At 66.7% G+C, this 17,737-nt stretch carries 13 protein-coding genes; 6 read left to right on the forward strand and 7 right to left on the reverse strand.

The features are described 5' to 3' along the window. Window positions 1-8 precede the first annotated feature (8 nt). On the forward strand, window positions 9-2,804 hold the full coding sequence (locus BVE01S_RS03290) for a TonB-dependent receptor (RefSeq protein ID WP_205678475.1): 2,796 nt from the start codon (window positions 9-11) through the stop codon (window positions 2,802-2,804). Between the two features lie 201 nt (window positions 2,805-3,005). Next, window positions 3,006-4,280, forward strand: coding sequence for a sugar MFS transporter (locus BVE01S_RS03295; RefSeq protein WP_066624257.1), 1,275 nt, complete (start codon window positions 3,006-3,008; stop codon window positions 4,278-4,280). Between the two features lie 70 nt (window positions 4,281-4,350). Here the strand turns inward: BVE01S_RS03295 and BVE01S_RS03300 are convergent, their stop codons facing one another. Next, on the reverse strand, window positions 4,351-4,956 hold the full coding sequence (locus BVE01S_RS03300; protein ID WP_280513205.1) for a TetR/AcrR family transcriptional regulator: 606 nt from the start codon (window positions 4,954-4,956) through the stop codon (window positions 4,351-4,353). A 132-nt stretch (window positions 4,957-5,088) separates the two neighbouring features. On the opposite strand from BVE01S_RS03300, the gene BVE01S_RS03305 reads away from it, so the two are divergent. The 4 genes from BVE01S_RS03305 (at window position 5,089) to BVE01S_RS03320 (ending at window position 11,361) form a co-directional block, all read left to right on the forward strand. After that, complete coding sequence (locus BVE01S_RS03305; protein ID WP_039244573.1) at window positions 5,089-6,291, forward strand: efflux RND transporter periplasmic adaptor subunit; 1,203 nt, start codon at window positions 5,089-5,091, stop codon at window positions 6,289-6,291. Between the two features lie 3 nt (window positions 6,292-6,294). Next, window positions 6,295-9,573: an efflux RND transporter permease subunit gene (locus BVE01S_RS03310; RefSeq protein WP_066624279.1), complete on the forward strand. Its 3,279-nt coding sequence runs from the start codon at window positions 6,295-6,297 to the stop codon at window positions 9,571-9,573. Beyond that, window positions 9,573-11,006, forward strand: coding sequence for an efflux transporter outer membrane subunit (locus BVE01S_RS03315; protein WP_066624282.1), 1,434 nt, complete (start codon window positions 9,573-9,575; stop codon window positions 11,004-11,006). Before BVE01S_RS03310 ends, BVE01S_RS03315 begins: the two co-directional genes overlap by 1 nt. Before the next feature lie 151 nt (window positions 11,007-11,157). After that, window positions 11,158-11,361, forward strand: a complete 204-nt coding sequence (locus BVE01S_RS03320) for a hypothetical protein (protein WP_240612060.1) — start codon at window positions 11,158-11,160, stop codon at window positions 11,359-11,361. A gap of 7 nt (window positions 11,362-11,368) precedes the next feature. Here the strand turns inward: BVE01S_RS03320 and BVE01S_RS16985 are convergent, their stop codons facing one another. From BVE01S_RS16985 to BVE01S_RS03345, 6 genes are read right to left on the reverse strand one after another with little or no spacing between them, the layout of a single operon-like run. Further along, complete coding sequence (locus BVE01S_RS16985) at window positions 11,369-11,545, reverse strand: hypothetical protein (RefSeq protein WP_017505124.1); 177 nt, start codon at window positions 11,543-11,545, stop codon at window positions 11,369-11,371. Between the two features lie 51 nt (window positions 11,546-11,596). Continuing rightward, window positions 11,597-12,712 carry an HlyD family secretion protein gene (locus BVE01S_RS03325; protein ID WP_066624289.1) on the reverse strand — a complete coding sequence of 372 codons (1,116 nt, stop codon included), beginning with the start codon at window positions 12,710-12,712 and terminating at the stop codon, window positions 11,597-11,599. A gap of 13 nt (window positions 12,713-12,725) precedes the next feature. Next, window positions 12,726-14,426, reverse strand: coding sequence for an MFS transporter (locus BVE01S_RS03330; protein WP_066624292.1), 1,701 nt, complete (start codon window positions 14,424-14,426; stop codon window positions 12,726-12,728). Continuing rightward, window positions 14,426-15,001, reverse strand: coding sequence for a TetR family transcriptional regulator (locus BVE01S_RS03335; RefSeq protein ID WP_066624295.1), 576 nt, complete (start codon window positions 14,999-15,001; stop codon window positions 14,426-14,428). The genes BVE01S_RS03330 and BVE01S_RS03335 overlap by 1 nt, the downstream gene beginning before the upstream one ends. Before the next feature lie 46 nt (window positions 15,002-15,047). Beyond that, window positions 15,048-15,557: a GNAT family N-acetyltransferase gene (locus BVE01S_RS03340; protein ID WP_066624298.1), complete on the reverse strand. Its 510-nt coding sequence runs from the start codon at window positions 15,555-15,557 to the stop codon at window positions 15,048-15,050. Next, window positions 15,554-17,632, reverse strand: coding sequence for a S46 family peptidase (locus BVE01S_RS03345; protein WP_066624301.1), 2,079 nt, complete (start codon window positions 17,630-17,632; stop codon window positions 15,554-15,556). The genes BVE01S_RS03340 and BVE01S_RS03345 overlap by 4 nt, the downstream gene beginning before the upstream one ends. Between the last annotated feature and the right edge of the window lie 105 nt (window positions 17,633-17,737).

Genomic DNA, 17,737 nt, shown 5'->3' on the forward strand with positions numbered 1-17,737 from the left:
GGATGACCATGTTCCAACGTCTCAACCGGCGCGCGCGCCTGCTATCCGGCGTCGCCTTCGGCGCAGCCGCCCTGATGGCGGTCGGCTCGGCCCACGCACAAACCGCGCCCGCCACGACGGCGCAGGCCGACGACCAGGCCACCGAAGTCGGCGAAATCGTCGTCACCGGCATTCGCCGTTCGATCGAAGCCGCGATCTCGGCCAAGGCCAACAACACCTCGATCGTCGAAGTCATCTCAGCTGAAGACATCGGCAAGCTGCCGGACGTCTCGATCGCCGAATCCCTGGCGCGCCTGCCGGGCGTGACGATGCAGCGCCTCGACGGCCGCAGCCAGGCGATCTCCATCCGTGGCTTGGGCCCCGACTTCACCACCGCCCTGCTGAATGGGCGCGAACTGGTCACCACCGGCGACAACCGCGGCGTCGAGTTCGACCAGTTCCCCGCCGAACTGCTGAACAGCGTCGTCGTCTACAAGACCCCGGACGCGGCTCTGATTGGTCAAGGTCTGGGCGGCACCGTCGACCTGCGCACCGTTCGCCCGCTGGCCTACGGCCGCCAAGCCATCGCCATGAACTACCGCCACGAGTGGAACGAGATCGGCGCCCTGAACTCAGGCACGACCGACAACGGCGACCGCTACACCATCTCCTACATCGACCAGTTCCTTGACGGTACGCTAGGCGTGGCCTTGGGCTACGCTCACATGAGCTCGCCCTATCAGTCCGAGCGCTTCAACGCCTGGGGCTATCCCAACTACACGGACGGCAATCTGCTGACCGGCGGCGTGAAGCCCTATGTGATGTCGTCGGAGCTGGAGCGTGACGGCTATATGGGCGTGCTGGAATGGCGTCCGAACGACCGCATCCACTCCACGATCGACGCCTTCTATTCCGAGTTCAAGAACACCCAGGTTCTGCGCGGCATCGAATTCCCGCTGGCATGGGGTGGTTCGGCCGGCAATTGCACCGTGAACGTCCCCTCGGCGGTCTGCCGTCCGGCACCGTCGCTGCGTCCCGGTTACACCGTCGAAGATGGCCTCATCGTCGCCGGCACCTGGGACAACATCAAGGGCGTCGTCCGTAACGACCTGAACAAGCGCGACAGCAACATCACCGCTTTAGGCTGGAACACCGAATTCACGCTCAGCGACGACTGGTCGGCGAATCTGGACCTCAGCTATTCGAAGGTCGAGCGTAACGACATCATCCTGGAAACAAACGCCGGCACCGGCCGCAATATCAACGGCGCGCTGGATACCTTGGGCTTTGAACTGACCGACGACGGCGTCACTCGCTTCACCAGCCGTTTGAATTATGCCGATCCGAACCTGATCCGCATCACCAGCCCGCAAGGCTGGGGCGGCGACGTTATTACCGGCGGTCAGGCCGGCTATATGAACACTCCTTCCATCGAGGACGAGATCAAGGGCGCGCGCTTCTCTGTTACGCGCCAACTGCATCAGAGCCCTTTCAAGTCGATCGATTTCGGTTTTAACTACACCGAGCGTCAGAAGAGCTTCGTCAACGACCAGTTCTATCTCGGTGTCCCCGGCGGCGGCGATCTGACCGTGCCTAGCGCATTCCTGCTGGACCCGACCGATTTGGGGTATCTGGGTATCTCGCAGGTCCTGAGCTACGATGCCTTAGGCTTGGTCAACAGCGGCGCGCTGGATCGTATCCGTAATCCGAACGCTGATGTTGCAGCTGGCAACTGGTCGGTGACCGAGAAGGTTTCAACCTCTTATGTCCGTGCCAACATTGACCACAATCTCTTCGGCCTGCCGCTGACCGGCAATGTTGGTATGCAGTTCGTCTACACGGACCAAGCGGGCCAAGGCTTCGAGGCCCAGCAGTTGAGCCAAGGCGTGGCTGCTGTCGCCAATCTTCAAGGCGGCGCCAAGTATCTTGAAGTCCTGCCGAGTTCGAACTTCATTCTGCAGGTCGCCGACGACGCCTTCGTGCGTTTCGCAGCTGCGCGTACACTGGCGCGTCCGCGGATGGACGACATGCGTGCGTCGCGTAACTTCTCATTCGACGCGGGCAAGAATAACGGAACGCCCGACCCCGCCAAAAACTCGCCGTGGGGCGGCGGTGGCGGCAATCCTACTTTGATGCCCTATATCGCGGACGTGGTGGACCTCTCCTTCGAGAAATACTTCGCCAATCGCAAGGGCTACGTCTCGCTGGCCGCCTTCTACAAGAACTTGGAAAGCTACGTTTATAGCTACAACCGTCTTTTCGATTTCAGCGGTTATCCGACGGGGGGTATTACGCCTGTGACCAATCTGGGCACTCTTTCGACCCCGGAAAATGGCGAAGGCGGTTGGATCAAGGGTCTGGAGCTTTCGATCTCGGCGCCGTTCGACATCTTCCATCCGGACCTGGAGGGTTTTGGCGCCCAATTCAGCGCCTCGACCACGGACAGCGAAGTGCGGCCTGACCCCACCCAAGCGCCGACCGCCCTGCCGGGTCTGTCGGAGAACGTGATCAACGGCTCTCTCTATTATGAGCGCTACGGCTTCCAGTCGCGGATTTCGGCCCGCTATCGCTCGGATTACCTGGGCGAAGTCGCCGGCTTCGGCAACGGCCGCACCCTGCGTTCGGTCGCGGCGGAAACCGTGGTCGACGCCCAGGTCGGCTATGAGTTCCAGTCCGGTCCGCTGGAAGGCCTGTCGGTTCTGGCTCAGGTCAACAACCTGACCGACGAGCCGTTCAAGACCTTCGAGAACGGCGATGAGCGCCGGACCATCGACTATCAGCACTACGGCCGCACCTTCGCCGTCGGGCTGAACTACAAGTTCTGATTTCCCCTCTCTCTTCTGAGCAAACTTGGGCCGCCGCGTTCGCGAGGCGGCCCTTTTCTTTGCCTGCGCCCCGGCCCGGCGGGAAAGTTTCGTTACAGAGCGCGCTTTTCGGCTGGACGCGCCTTTCGCGATGTCCGAACCAAGCAGGATGAGAACCGCGCGATCACAGCGCGGCCGTTCGATCTCACTGGGGGATTATTCATGACCGTTCCGGACGCCGGAAAACGCCAGGGCGCAGGCCTGGCCTTCGCCTATGTCACCACGCTGTTCTTCGCCTGGGGCTTTGCGACCTCGCTGATCGACCCGTTGATCGCGGCGGTTAAGCGGGTGTTCGACCTGAACAACGCCGAGGCCTTCCTGACCACCTTCGCCTGGTTCATCGCCTACGGGCTGATGTCCCTGCCGGCGGCCTCCGTCCTCAGCAAGCTGGGCTACAGCCGCTCGATCATCGGCGCCCTCATCGTCATGGTCGCGGGCTGCTTGATCGTGCCGGCCGCCACCGCCGCCGACTGGTATCCCGGCGTCCTGATCGCCCTGTTCGTCATCGCCTCCGGCGTCACCCTGCTGCAGGTCGCGGCCAACCCGCTGGTCGCCGAGCTGGGCAGCCCCAAGGGCGCCTCCAGCCGTCTGAACCTGTCGCAGGCCTTCAACTCGCTGGGTACGACCGTCGGCCCCTGGCTAGGCTCGCACGTCCTGCTGACGGGCGGCGTCTTCGCCGCTGGCGCTGTGGTGACCGCCGCAACCCGCACCCAGTCGCTGCGCAGCATCGACATGGCCTTCCTGGGCATGGGCGCCTTCTTCGCCTTGATCGCCGTCTTCATCTTCACCGCGCGCAAGAAGATCAATGCGGCGGCGCCCGAATCGCACAATGCGGTTTCGCCCTTGAAGGCCATGTCGTCGCCCTGGGCCGTGTTCGGCGCCCTGGCCATCTTCCTCTACGTTGGTTCCGAAGTCGCCATCGGCGGCATGCTGACCAACTTCCTGGAAAGCCCCGACATCCTGAACGCCCCCATCGAGACGGCGGGCAAGATGGTCGCCCTGTACTGGGGCGGCGCCATGGTCGGCCGCTTCATCGGCTCGGCCGTGCTGACCAAGGTGCGCCCCGGCATCGTCCTTGCCTGCTGCACCGTCGCGGCGGCCGTCCTGTGCCTGACCGTCAGCCAGATCGGCGGCCCGACGGCGGCCTACGCTGTCCTGTCGATCGGCCTGTTCAACTCGATCATGTTCCCCACCATCTTCACCTTGACGCTGGAGCGCTCGACCGCCCCGACGTCGGCGACGTCGGGCCTGCTGGTGTTCGGCATCATCGGCGGCGCTCTGCTGCCTCAAGTCGCGGCGCATATCGCCGATGCGGCCGGCAAGCTTCAGCCCGCCTTCATCGTGCCGATGCTGGGCTACGTCGGCCTGACCATCTTCGCCATCGGCTGCATCCGCACCAAGGCGCGGACCGAAGTGACCTCGACCGCCTCCCACTGAGGCTGATCGTCAGACAAGACAAAGGGCGCGGAGGTCAGCCTCCGCGCCCTTTTTCATTTCGGCGATGGGGTCAGCCGTCGATCAGCGACTGAAGAATGGGCGCCAGGCGGTCGCGCATCTCCTCACATTGGGCGGGTTCAATGTTGAAGCTGCCGCCGCCCAGTTCGCGACTGACCGACATGCCCATGATGAAGCCGGCCAGGAGACGCGCGCGGACCGTGGCGTCCGGCCCGCTCAGCCATTCCTCCAGCGGACCGAAGAACCGCTGGGTGCAGGTGTTCTGAACCATCTCCGACGCCTTGGCCGAGCCGATGGAGCGCAACATGATCGACATGCCCTTCAGCTTTTCGGCCTTCTTGGGTTCGAAGACGATCTCGTGCGCCACGCGCCGGCCGAACTCGCCCTTTTCACCCTGCATAAGCGCGCTGCCGTCGCCGCAGCTGTCCAGCGCGGCGAGGAACAAATCGTCCTTGGAGCCGAAGTAGCGGCTGATCAGGGCCGCATCGACGCCCACGTCGCGGGCGATGTCGCGCATGCCCACATCGTCATAGCTCTCGGCCGCGAATCTCTCGCGCGCAGCATCGAGAATGGCCGTGCGCGTGGCGGCGGCGTTTCTCGGGCGTGGGCCGGGACATAACAAGGTGATGACACTCCACAGACAATAACCGTAGATCACATATGGCTTTGTCAACGTCTGTTGACAAGCGCCACGGCTCCGACCATTAAGTCACCACGCGTTGACAAGGCCGACTCCCCATCGGCCTCTGTCCGCACGACAGGGATTTACCTCCGACAGGGAGATGCGCAGATGCGCGGGCTGAAGATTGCGGCGGTATCCGTCATGGTGACGGGTGCGCTTTATGGTTGTTCCCCAAAGGCAGAGGCGCCCGCACAAGGCGCGCCGCCCGTGACGGTGGCTGTGCCGCTGAAGCAGCAGGTGCGGGATTGGGACGAGTTCACCGGGCGCTTCGAAGCGGTTGAGAGCGTGGACGTGCGCGCCCGCGTCGGCGGTTATATCCAGGCGGTTCACTTCCGCGACGGTCAGATGGTCCAGAAGGGCCAACTGCTGTTCACCCTGGATCCGCGCCCGGCCCAGGCCGCGCTGGCGCAGGCTCAGGCCCAGGTGGCCCAGGCCCAGTCGCAACTGTCGCTGGCCCGCGCCAACCTGGCCCGCAGCGAGGCCCTGCTGGCCTCGCAAGCCGTGTCCAAGGCTGAATATGATTCCAACAAGGCGGCCGTCGATGCGGCCCAAGCCAATCTGGCGGCCGGCAACGCCGCCGTTCGCAATGCCCGCCTGAACCTGGAATACACCCGCGTCACCGCGCCGACCTCGGGTCGCGTGTCCGACCGTCGCGTCGATCCGGGCAATGTCATCGCAGGCGGTTCGTCAGCCGGCGACATCCTGACCACCATCATCTCGGGCGGCCCGATCCACTTCGTCTTCGACGGCTCGGAAGCGGTCCTGCTGAAATACCTGCGTCAGGGCGGCGCCAATCAGGGCGCGGTCGTCAATGTGCGCCTGCAGGACGAAAGCACCTACAAGCATACCGGCCGTCTCGACTTCTCGGACAACGCCGTGGACACCGCCTCGGGCGTGATCCGTCTGCGCGCCATCCTGCCCAACGCCGACGGCTTCCTGCGCCCCGGCATGTTCGGCAGCGCCCAAGTCGCAGGCGCCGGCGCCTATGACGCCCTGCTCGTCCCGGATTCGGCCATCGGCACCGATCAGGCCCGCCGCACCGTCGCCGTGGTCAACGCCGACGGCACAGTGACGAACAAGGCCGTTCAGCTCGGCCCGATCGTGCAGGGCTTGCGCGTCGTCCGTTCGGGCTTGGCCCCGACTGACCGCGTCATCATCGCGGGTCTGCAACGCGCCGCCCAGCCGGGCTCCAAGGTCACGCCCAAGAACGGCAAGATCGAACCCGTCGCCGGCGATGCGTCCCAGGCGCCCGTCACCCAGGCGGCGCCCGCGTCCAGCGCTTCCTTCGCCAACAGCCTGCCGGCCGGCTAAGCCATGAACATCTCCCGCTTCTTCATCGACCGGCCGATTTTCGCGGCCGTGATCGCGGTGGTGATCTCCATCATCGGCATCGCCGCCTATCCGCTGCTGCCGCTGTCGCAGTACCCGGAGATCGCGCCGCCGACGATCACCATCAACGCCGCCTATCCCGGCGCCTCGGCCGAGACCCTGGCCGAAACCGTCGCCGCCCCCATCGAGCAGGAGGTGAACGGCGTCGAGAACATGCTCTACATCTCCTCCTCGTCCACATCGGACGGGGCGGTGGCCATCACCGTGACCTTCCAGCCCGGCACAGACCTGGATTCCGCTCAGGTGCTGGTCCAGAACCGGGTGGCCTTGGCCGAACCCCGCCTTCCAGAGGCGGTTCGCCAGACCGGCGTCGTGGTCAACAAGGCCGAGAGCGGCTTCCTGATGATCCTGGGCCTGACGTCGCCCGACGGCACGCTGGATAACGATTATGTCGGCAACTACGCCAACTCCACGCTGCGGGACCGTCTGCTGCGGATCGAGGGCGTGGGCGCAGTTCAGGTCTTCGGCGGCGGCAACTATTCGATGCGCGTCTGGATCGACCCGGCCAAGGCGGCCGAGCGCGGTCTGACGGGCCCCGAGATCGTTTCCGCCCTGCGCGCCCAGAACGTCCAGGCCGCCGCCGGCTCCATCGGCCAGCCGCCGTTCCCCAACAGCGCGGCCGCCTTCCAACTGCCGGTCCAGGTCCAAGGTCGTCTCAGCGATCCCAATGAGTTCGCCAACGTCGTCCTGAAGACGGATGCTCAGGGACGCGTCACCTATCTGCGTGATGTGGCGCGGATCGAACTGGGCGCCCAGGATTACGGCATCCGCGGCTTCTTCGACGGCCAGCGCGGCGTCGGCATCGCCATCGTTCAGCAGCCGGGCGCCAACGCCCTGGGCACCGCCGACCGCGTCCTGAAAGAGGTCGAGGCCCTGAAGTCCGAAGTGCCCGCCGGCATGAAGGTGGACGTGCCCTACAACCCGACCGAATTCGTCGCCGCGTCGGTGGAGTCGGTTCAGCACACCCTGGTCGAAGCCGTCATCCTGGTCATCATCGTCGTCATGGTCTTCCTGCAGACTTGGCGCGCGGCCATCATCCCCATCGTCGCCATTCCCGTCGCCCTGGTCGGCACCTTCGCGGTGCAGCTAGCGCTGGGCTATTCGATCAACTCCCTGTCCCTGTTCGCCCTGGTCCTTGCGGTCGGCATCGTCGTGGATGACGCCATCGTCGTGGTCGAGAACGTGGAGCGGGCCATCGGTGAGGGGCTCAGTCCCAAGGAGGCCGCCTATCGATCGATGCAGGAGGTTTCCGGCGCCCTGATCGCCATCGGCCTGGTGCTGGTGTCGGTGTTCGTGCCGACGATGTTCGTGCCCGGCATTCCCGGCATCTTCTATCGCCAGTTCGCGGTCGTCATCGCCTCGGCCTCGGTCATTTCGTTGTTCGTGTCCCTGACGCTGTCGCCGGCCATGGCCGCCCTGCTGCTGAAGCCGCACAAGAAGGATCACGAGCACGCTCGCAAGCCGGGCGTCCTGGGCACGGTCGTCTATTACGGCGGCTGGGCCGGGCGGAAGTTCAACGAGGGTTTCGACTGGCTGTCGGATCGCTACGGACGCCTGACCGCGCGTCTGGTGCGCACGGTCGGTCTGGTGCTGATCATCTACGCCGGTCTTCTGGGCCTGACCGCCTGGCGCTTGGTCGATACCCCCTCGGGCTTTATCCCTGAACAGGACCAAGGCTTCCTGATCGGCGTCATCCAACTGCCGGCGGGCGCGTCTCTGGATCGCACCCAGGCGGTGATGGAACGCGCCACCAAGATCATCCAGGGCACTTCCGGGGTGAACGGCACCGTGGCCTTCGCCGGTCTGGATGGTTCCAGCTTCTCGTTCGGCTCCAACGCCGCCACCATTTTCGTGCGCCTGAACGGCTTCGAGGAACGCTCCAAGGAAGAGGCCGCCACGGCCCTGGCCGGCGCCATCACCCAGGCGACCGGACAGATCGAGGACGCGCAGATCTTCGTCATCGCCCCGCCGGCGGTCCAGGGTCTGGGCACCGGCAACGGCTTCTCGATGATGATCCAGGACCGCGAAGGCGCCGGCTATCGTCCGCTGGAAGGCGCGACCTTCGCCATGATGGGCGCCGCCGCCCAGAAGCCGACCGAGGTCAGCCAGGTCTTCTCGACCTACAACACGGCCTCGCCCCGCGTGACCGCCGACGTCGATCGTGACAAGGCGCTGATGCTGGGCGTTCAACCCAGCGCGGTCTTCGACACCCTGGGCGTCTATCTGGGTTCGTCCTACGTCAACGACTTCAACATGCTGGGCCGCACCTTCCGGGTGACGGCGCAGGCGGAGCCGACGGCGCGCGACGACATCGCCGACATCGCCAATCTGAAGACCAAGTCGTCCACGGGCGCCATGGTGCCGATCGGGTCGGTGGCCAATCTGGTCAACGATTCCGGACCGGCGCGGATCGTGCGCTACAACCTGTTCCCCGCGGCCGAGCTTCAGGGCAACGCCGCGGCAGGGGTCTCTTCCGGCGAGGCGCTGCAGGTCATGGAAACCATGGCCGCCCAGACCCTGCCGCAGGGCTTCTCCTACGAATGGACGGGTCTGGCCTATCAGCAGAAGGCGGCGGGTTCCGGCGCGACGGTCATCTTCCTGATGGCGGTGGTGTTCGTCTTCCTGGTGCTGGCGGCTCAGTACGAAGCGTTCACGCTTCCGCTGGCGGTCATCCTGATCGTGCCGATGTGTCTGCTGGCGGCCATAATCGGGGTGAACCTGCGTGGCCTGGACAACAACATTCTGGTCCAGATCGGGCTCGTCGTTCTGATCGCCCTGGCGGCCAAGAACGCCATCCTGATCGTCGAGTTCGCCAAACAGGCCGAGGAAGAGCAGGGCATGAACCGGTTCGAGGCTGCGGTCGCCGCCGCCAAGACCCGCCTGCGTCCGATCCTGATGACCTCCTTCGCCTTCATCCTCGGTGTCGTGCCGCTGATGCTGGCCTCGGGGCCGGGCGCCGAGATGCGTCAATCGCTGGGCACGTCCGTCTTCTCGGGCATGCTGGGCGTGACCTTCTTCGGCCTGATCTTCACCCCGGTCTTCTATGTGGTCAGCCGCTGGCTGTCCTCGAAACTGCCGCAAGGCAAGAAACCGACCCCGACGCCTGACCGTCCTTCGGACCGGCCCGTGCGTTATGACGAAACCAGCGACCTGACCGATCCGAACGCGCCTGCGCCCGCGACCGGCCGGGGAGGGGACATCTGATGACCCGCAACAAGACCCTCAGCTTCCTGACCGCCGCAGCCTCCAGCGCCCTGCTGGCCGCCTGCGCGGTCGGGCCCAAGGCGCCGGTCGCCGACCTGCCCGTCGCCGGCACAGGCGCCTTCGTCGGCTCGGCCAGCCCCACTGTCTCGACCGCTGCGGCGCGCGACGACTGGTGGCGGCTGTACGAAGACCCCACGCTGGACGCCTTGATCCAGCAGGCCTTCGCCGAGAACAACCAGCTCGAGGCCGCCTTCGCCAATCTGCGCGCGGTCCGGGCGTCGCTGTCAGAGGCCCGCGTCGGCCGTTTCCCGACCACGACGACCAGCGCCCAGGCCCAGCGCAGCCGCGCCTCGGCCGCCACGGTCCAGGGCCTGCCCGCAGGGCAAGACGCGCCCGAAATCGACACCTATGACGTCGGCATTCAGGCGGCCTATGAGGTCGATCTGTTCGGACGGGTGGAATCCACCATCCGCGCCGCCCGCGCCGACGCCCGCGCCGCCGAGGCCGCCCTGGCTACGGTCCAGGTGACGGTCGCGGCCGAAACGACCCGCGCCTATGCCGACACCTGCTCGGCCAATGCGCAGATCGCGGTGGCCGAACGGACGCTGGAGCTGCAACGCAACACCGCCAACCTGACCCAGACCCTGCTCGACGGCGGGGCGGGTACGGGGCTGGACGTGGCCAGCGCCCGCGCGGCCCTCGCCCAGACGGCGGCGACCCTGCCGACCCTGCGCGCGGCCCGTAACGAGGCGCTGTTCCGCTTGGCGACCCTGACGGGCCGCACCCCGGCCGAGGCCAGCCAGGCCGCCGCCGCCTGCGTGCGTCCGCCCCAGCTCAGCCAGCCGATCCCGGTCGGCGATGGCGCGGCGCTTCTGGCCCGCCGTCCCGACGTGCGCCAGGCCGAGGCCGAACTGGCCGCCGCTGCCGCGCGCGTGAACGTGGCGACCGCCAACCTGTTTCCGCAGATCAGCCTGGGGGGCTCTTTCGGCTCCACCGCGCTGGACTCGGGTGAACTGGGCAACGACCAAAACTTCCGCTTCAGCTTCGGTCCGCTGATCAGCTGGTCCTTCCCCAACGTCTTCGCCGCCCGCGCTCAGATCAAGGCCGCCGGCGCCCGTTCGGATGCTGCGCTGGCGACCTTCGACCAGACCGTGCTGACGGCCCTGCAAGAGACGGAAACGGCCCTGTCCAACTACGCCAACGAACTGGACCGCCGTGCGGCCCTGACCGAAGCCAGGGATCAGGCCGCCCGCGCCGCCGACTTGTCGCGTCTGCGCTTCAACGCCGGCGCCGACAGCTTCTTGCTGGTGCTCGACGCCGAACGCACCCAGGCGGCGGCCGACGCCGCCCTGGCTCAGTCCGACGCCCTGGTCACGACCTATCAAATCGCCCTGTTCCGCGCCCTGGCCGGCGGCTGGCAAGCCGACAGCTGATCGCGTCGCGATGCTGAAAGAAGAGGGCCGGGCGTTGCATCGCCCGGCCCTTTTTCGTTCGTCCACAGTTTGGCGACTGTCCATGTGTTCCGTATTTGTTCTCGTCATGCTCTAACCGTTTGCGGCGGTCGGCGGCGTGATGGAGGATCAGATGAACGACGGAATCCTGGCTCATATGATGGCCGAACTGGATGCGGAACTGGCGCGGGCGGAGCCGTCCTTGCCCGCTCATCCCGAACATATGCGCCAGACCGAGATCATGCGCGCCCTGGCCTTGGGGTTGGGAAACTTTGAGCGGATGCGGGCGCACGACGTGCATCTGCTCGCCGCCAGCCTGTCGCCGCGATCGGCCTGATCCGGCGTCAGGGCTTGCGCTTGAACGTGTCGCCGATCTCGGCGGCGTCCGGACCGTCCGGTCCTGCGCTCTGGCGCTCGGCCTGACCGACCGCCTTGGTCGCCTTGTCGGAGGTCAGGGCGTCCGGCTTGCCGGCGGGATCGGCGCCGTTCTCTTCACGACCCTTGGTCTGTTCGCGGTCCATGGTGCTCTCCGTTGCTTGGAGAGGTAGCGCGATCGGGAGCCGCGCGTTCCGTCAGCCGGCCGTATTGACCTTCGCCACCACCGACATGCCCGGCGCCAGACGCTCGGCGGCGGGCTGGTTCGGGTCGATGCGGATGCGGACCGGGATGCGCTGGGCCACCTTGGTGAAGTTGCCGGTGGCGTTGTCGGGACGGATGACGCTGAACTCCGATCCGGCGGCGGGGGCGATGCGTTCGACATGGCCGCGCAGGGTCTGGCCGCCCAGGGCGTCGACGGTGATCTCGACCGGCTGGCCGACGCGGATGTTCTTCATCTGCGTCTCCTTCATATTGGCCGTGACCCAGACCACGTCCGGCACCAGACCCATCAGCTGGGTGCCCGCCGTCACATACTGGCCCTGACGCACGCCGATCTCGCCCAGTCGGCCGGCGCGGGGGGCGACGATGCGGGTGTTGGCCAGGTCGATCTGAGCCAGACGCACGGCGGCCTGGGCGTTCTCGACGGCGGCGGCTAGGCTGTCGCGGCCGACGACGGCGGAGGTGACGCCGGTCTGGGCGATGCCCTCGGCGGCGCGGGCCTGGGCGACCTGGGCCTGGGCGCTGCGCAGGGCGGCTTCGGCGACGTCCACGTTAGCCTGGGCGACCCAGCCGCCGGCCTTGAGGGTGCGAGCTCGGTTGGCGTCGGCCTGGGCCCGCGTCAGCGTGGCTTCGGCTGCGGCGATGGAAGCGCGCTGCTGGGCCACCGATCCGCGCGCCGACGCCTGGGTCTGGGCCGAGTTGGACAGGGCCGCCTGGGCCGAGTGCAGGCTGGCCTCCGCCTGCTCCAGCCGCTGGCGATAGATGCGGTCGTCCACTTGGGCCAGCAACTGCCCCTGTTGGACGGTCTGGAAGTCCTGGACCGGCACCTGGACGACATAGCCGTTCACCTGCGGGCTGATGATCGTCACCTGGCCGCGCACATAGGCGTTGTCCGTGCGCTGTATCGCGCCCCGGAAGGGCGGCAACTGCCAGGCGTACAGCACCATCAGGACGCCCAGCAGGGCGACACCGGCGGCGATGACGGTCCACATGACGTTCTTCTTCGGCGCAGGCGCAGGTGCTGCAGCGGCGGGCGCTTGCGGGGCGGCGGGGGCGGATGAGGCGGGGGCGGGCGGGGCGGCGTCGGTCATTGTGGGTCTCGGTTCAGTCGGCGGCGGCGACGGCGGCGCTCTGGACCGCAGCGTCTGCATTGTTGTTGTTCTTGGCGTCGCGGCGCGCTTTCCAGCGCGGCCGCAGGTGGGTGACGGTCACCCAGGCGGAGCCCAGGGCCGCGATCACGGCGATGACCAGAAAGACGTCGTTGTAAGCCAGCACATTGGCCTGCTGCGTCACCTGTCGGCCCAGCAGGACGGCGCCTTCGGCGTTCGCCAGCGCGGGGTCCGTTATCGTCGAGGCATAGGCGCCCGACAGCTGGCGCAGCCGCAAGGCCACCTGCGGGTCCAACGCCGAAATCCCGGCCGCCAGCTGGCTGGAATGGTATTTCTCGCGGAGGATTTGAAGCGTCCCGGTCAGAGCCGAACCCGCCAGACCGCCGACGTTCTGAAGCACGCTGAACATGACGATGAAGCTGATCAGGTTCTGCTTGCCCTGGGTCAGCACCTTGACGATGCCGATCATCAGCGCCGGGCCGATGAACATGGCCGAGGCGAAGGCGATCAGGGCCTGGCTGAAATACAGCTGCGCCGGGCGCGTCAGAACCGTCGAATGGCTGTCGATCCAGGCGCCGACCGCGATCAGCGCCAGGGCGATGGCGATCGGCTTGTTCAGCTTCTCCATGTTCAGGGTGAAGGCGCTGACCAGGGTGCCGGCGATCATCGACAGCAGGATGACGACGAAGAGGCCGTGAAGCTGATCCGGTCCCAGGCCGACGACGGTCAGGAAGCCCACCGCACCGGATGTCTGCTCCGACAGCACGATGCGGATCAGCAGGATCGCCCCGAACAGGCGCAGCAAATCCGGTCCGGTCAGCCAGCGGGTGTTGATCAGCGGGTTCTTGCGATTGTGCTCGACCAGGAAGGCGGCGGTCAGCAGGATGACGGACCCGATCAAGGCCCAGCCGATCCAGGCGGCTTGCGTCCACCAGACGATCCGCCCCAGACCCAGGGCCGCACACAACAGGGCCACGCCTGGCGCAAACAGGGCGAAGGTCAAAAAGTCCAGCCGGTCGAACACGCGCAGCCGCTCGGACGGCGGCAGTTTGACCACCTGCACCGCGCCCCAGGCGACCAGGCACAGGCCCAGCTCGAACAGATAGAAGGCACGCCAGTCGCCCAGCTGGAGCAGGCCGGGCATGACGAGCCGCGAAATCGGCACGGCGAAACTGGCCAGGCCGATGCCGATGATCAGCCCTTTGAGTCTATGCGCCGCCGGAAAGGCCTGGATGATGTAGAGGAAGCCCAGGCTGGAAAGGCCCGCGCCCGCCATGCCGGCGATGGCCCGCACCAGCAGGGTCGATTGATAGTTGTCGACGAACAGATGAGCGGCGCAGACCAGCACGAAGGCCCCCAGGAATATCTGGGTGAACAGGCGCAGGCCGTACTGCATCCGGAACTTGACCAGGATCAGGTTCATGCAGGCGTTGGTCATGACGAAGACGACCGGCAGCCATGCGGCCTCGGTGATCGTGATCCCCAGCGAGCCTTGCAGGTTCTGGATGTTGGCGGTGACGGCGGCGTTGCCCAGCGATCCGACCATGGCGACCAGCAGGCCGGTCAGGGCGTACTGGATCCGCATCGGCCAGGGGTGATCGGGCGTGGCGGGCGAGCCGGGCATCATCGGCCGCTCGTGCGGCTTCAGCGTCTCGACATACTGTTCCCAGGGCAGGTGCCAGTTGTTGCGGGCCATCAGCGCGGTTCCCCGCGCGGTCTCAGCCCGTCCAGAACAATCGCGCGGGTGCGCAGCGACACGGCCTGACGCTCGGCTTCGTCTGCGCCCTGAAAACCGGCGCCCAGCAGGGTGGCGATCAGACGGATGTCCATCGGCCGCAGATCCTCCCTCACCAGGCCGGCGGCCTGGGCCCGCTTCAGCGGTGCGGCGCCCGCCTCCATCAAGCTCTGCCGCAACGGTGTAAGCGCATCTGGCGACCGCACGTTCCGCACGACGCCGGCCAGTCCCGCATTGCGCACCATGTCCTCGGCCAGCCGGTCCAGAAACCAGAAGAAGGCCTGCGGATCATCGCCCTGATCGGCGGTGCGCCGACCCAGGTCCGCGACGTCGGCCTCCAGCACCGCCAGGGCCAATTCCGTGCGGTCGGAGAAATGCCGATACAGAGTCCCGCGCCCCACACCGGCCCGTTCGGCGATCAGATCCAGGGGCGCATCCAACCCTTGGCTGGCGAAGACCGCGCGCGCGGCCTCCAGCACCGCCGCCCGGTTCAGAGCGGCGTCCTTGCGGACAGGTTTTTCGGCAGGGCGCGTCATGATGAGGCGCGTAAATGGACACGACTGTCCGTTTTGCAAGGGGCGGCTAAAGCGCTTTTTCCAGCACCGCGAATTCCAGCTCGGGTCGGGGCGGATCGACGGGGAAGGGGCGGGTCTCGCCGGTTTGGGCGTAGCCGCGTCGTTCGTACCAGGCGATCAGCTCGGCCCGCCGGTGGATGACAGTCATCTCCATGCGGCGCGCGCCGAAACGCGCGATCGCCTCGCTTTCGGCGGCCGCGAGCAGACGACGGCCAAGGCCGGACGCCTGCAAGGCCGGCTCGACCGTCAGCATGCCGAGATAGGCCAGGTCGTCGCCGGCGCGGGCCACTTGGACACAGCCGATCAGCGCGCCCTCGCGATGGGCCAGCAGGATGACCCGGTCGGGATCGGCGATCAGGGCCGACAGCTCCGCCGCGCTGGTGCGATCATCGAAAAGCAGGTCGGCCTCATGCGTCCAGCCGGCCTTGGCGGTGTCGCCGCGATAGGCGCGCTCGATCAGCGGATGCAGCGCGGCGACATCATCGGGCGTCGCCGCGCGGATGGCGATCTCCGTCACCGGCTGACGCCCAGCTCCGTCAGCAGATGATCCATCCCATAGACGTCGCGCAGGGCCACGGTGACGGCCTGGGTGGTGACGATCACGCTGCGGTGGGTGTTGCGATCGTAGCCATAGGCGTTGCGCTGGGTCAGGACGGTGGAGTCGAAGTTGGCCCCGATGATCTCGCCCCGGGCGTTGACCGCGGGCGACCCGGACGAACCGCCGATGGTGTCGGTCGAGACGGCCATGTCCATCACCGCGTTCGGATCGATCCGGTCCTTGGCGGCCATCAGCTTGGGCGCGACCTTGAACGGTTCGGCGCCGGTGGCGCGGTCCCACAGGCCGGCGAAGGTGGTGAAGGTGCCGAAGCGCTGGCCCGGCACGTCGGAGCCTTCGACCTTGCCATAGGTCAGGCGAAGAGTGCCGGTCGCGTCGGGATAGACGGCGTCGCCATATGCGGCGAAGCGGGCGGCCGCCAGCTGTTCCGACGCGCGGTCGGTCGGCGCCTTGACCTTATTCTCCCATTCGGTGCGGACGGCGCGGGCGTCGGCGTCGATCGACAGCACATACTGGATCATCGGATCGTCCGACGCCTGAACCGCCGCCAGGCCGCCGGTCCACAGGGCGCGACGCACGGCCGGATCGGCCAGCTTGGTGCCCGAGACGACGCGGGCCGACAGCGCCTCGGGGCTTTCCTTGCCCAGCAGGGTGCGAACGTAGGGGCTGTCCACCGTCAGCCATTCGCGCGTCTTGGACAGCCACCATTCCAGCCGGATCTGCTCAAGCTCGGGATAGGTCGGCCGTTCGGCGAACAGACCGGATTCGACGCCCGGCAGGCGGCTGTCGGCGAACTCGGCCAGACGCTGGTCCGACGGCTTGGCCCGCTCCTGCGCGCCGCGCACGATGGCCTTGGCCCACTGAAACAGCTGCGATCCGCCCGCGACCGAGGTGGTGCCCAGGCCCGTGCCGCCTTCCAGCAGGGCGGTCGGCGCATAGAGTTCGCGCGCGATGGGCTGGACCGCTTCCAGCGCACCCCAGGGATCGGGACCATTTCCGTTGGCGGCGGCGTAGCGCTGCATGAAGTCGACCTCGGCCGCCGCCTTGGACTGGATGAACTGGGCGTCGGTCAGGGCGTGCATCCGGCCCAGGCCGCGCTTGTAGGTGTTCTCCACGCCCACGATCGGGTCCATGGCGATAAAGGCTTGGTCCTCGCCCTCTTCAGAATAGCGGATCAGACGACCGCGCAGCTCCGAGGCGATCAACTGATCCAGTGGCAGGACCACGTCGCGGATCGTGGCCAGCTGGTCCATCGTCAGCAGGCGCTGGGTCGCGCCGGGATTGCCAGTGATGAAGACGGCCTCGCCCTCGGTCGGCTTGTCGGCGTTCCAGGCGAAGTGGATCGGCGTCTCGACCGGCTTGCCGTCCTCGTACAGGCGGATGAAGGCCGCATCGATGGCGAAGCGCGGAAAGGAGAAGTTGTCCAGATCGCCGCCGAAGGTCGCGGCGCGGTCTTCCGGCGCCCAGGCCAGGCGCACATCGCTGTATTTGCGGTATTTGTAGAGTTTGAACTGGCCGCCCCGGTACAGGCTGACGACCTGGCAGCGAATCTTGGGATCGTTTCCGCAGGCTTCGGTCTCGATCCGCCCGGCCTCGGCCTCGCGTGCCTGGGTGAAGGCCTGGCCCTCAAGCCCTTCGCCGGCCTTGTGCATCCGCTCGGTGACGTCGGAGATGTCGGTCAGGATTTCGGCCGTGGCGCCGGGGCATTTGCGCTCTTCCTCGCGCGTCTTGGGCGTGAAGCCCGTCTCGCCGTACTGCTGTTGCGGCGTGGATAGGTTGGCGACGCAGGTGGCGACGCAGTGGTTGTTGGTCATCACCAGACCCTGGCCCGACACCACGCCCGCCGAACAGCCGCCGAACTTCACCGACGACAGCCGCACCCGATCCAGGAAGGCCTGATCGATATTCGTGCCTAGCGTCTGATTGGCGCGGGCGATGGGGAAGTTGTCGTAGGTCCACATGCCTTCCTCGGCGCTGGCCGAGGTGGCGGCGGCGAAAGCGAGAACGGCGGCGGAGGCGAGGAGAAGAGGGCGCATGGGCGGTGTCCTTTAAGTCTCCTCCCCGCCTTGCGGGGAGGTGGCGCGGCGCTTCTTCAGCGTCGTGACGGAGGGGCTCTTGGGCAGTTTACAGGCGATTGTGTG

The sequence above is a fragment of the Brevundimonas vesicularis NBRC 12165 genome (assembly GCF_001592205.1).
Lineage (GTDB): Bacteria > Pseudomonadota > Alphaproteobacteria > Caulobacterales > Caulobacteraceae > Brevundimonas > Brevundimonas vesicularis.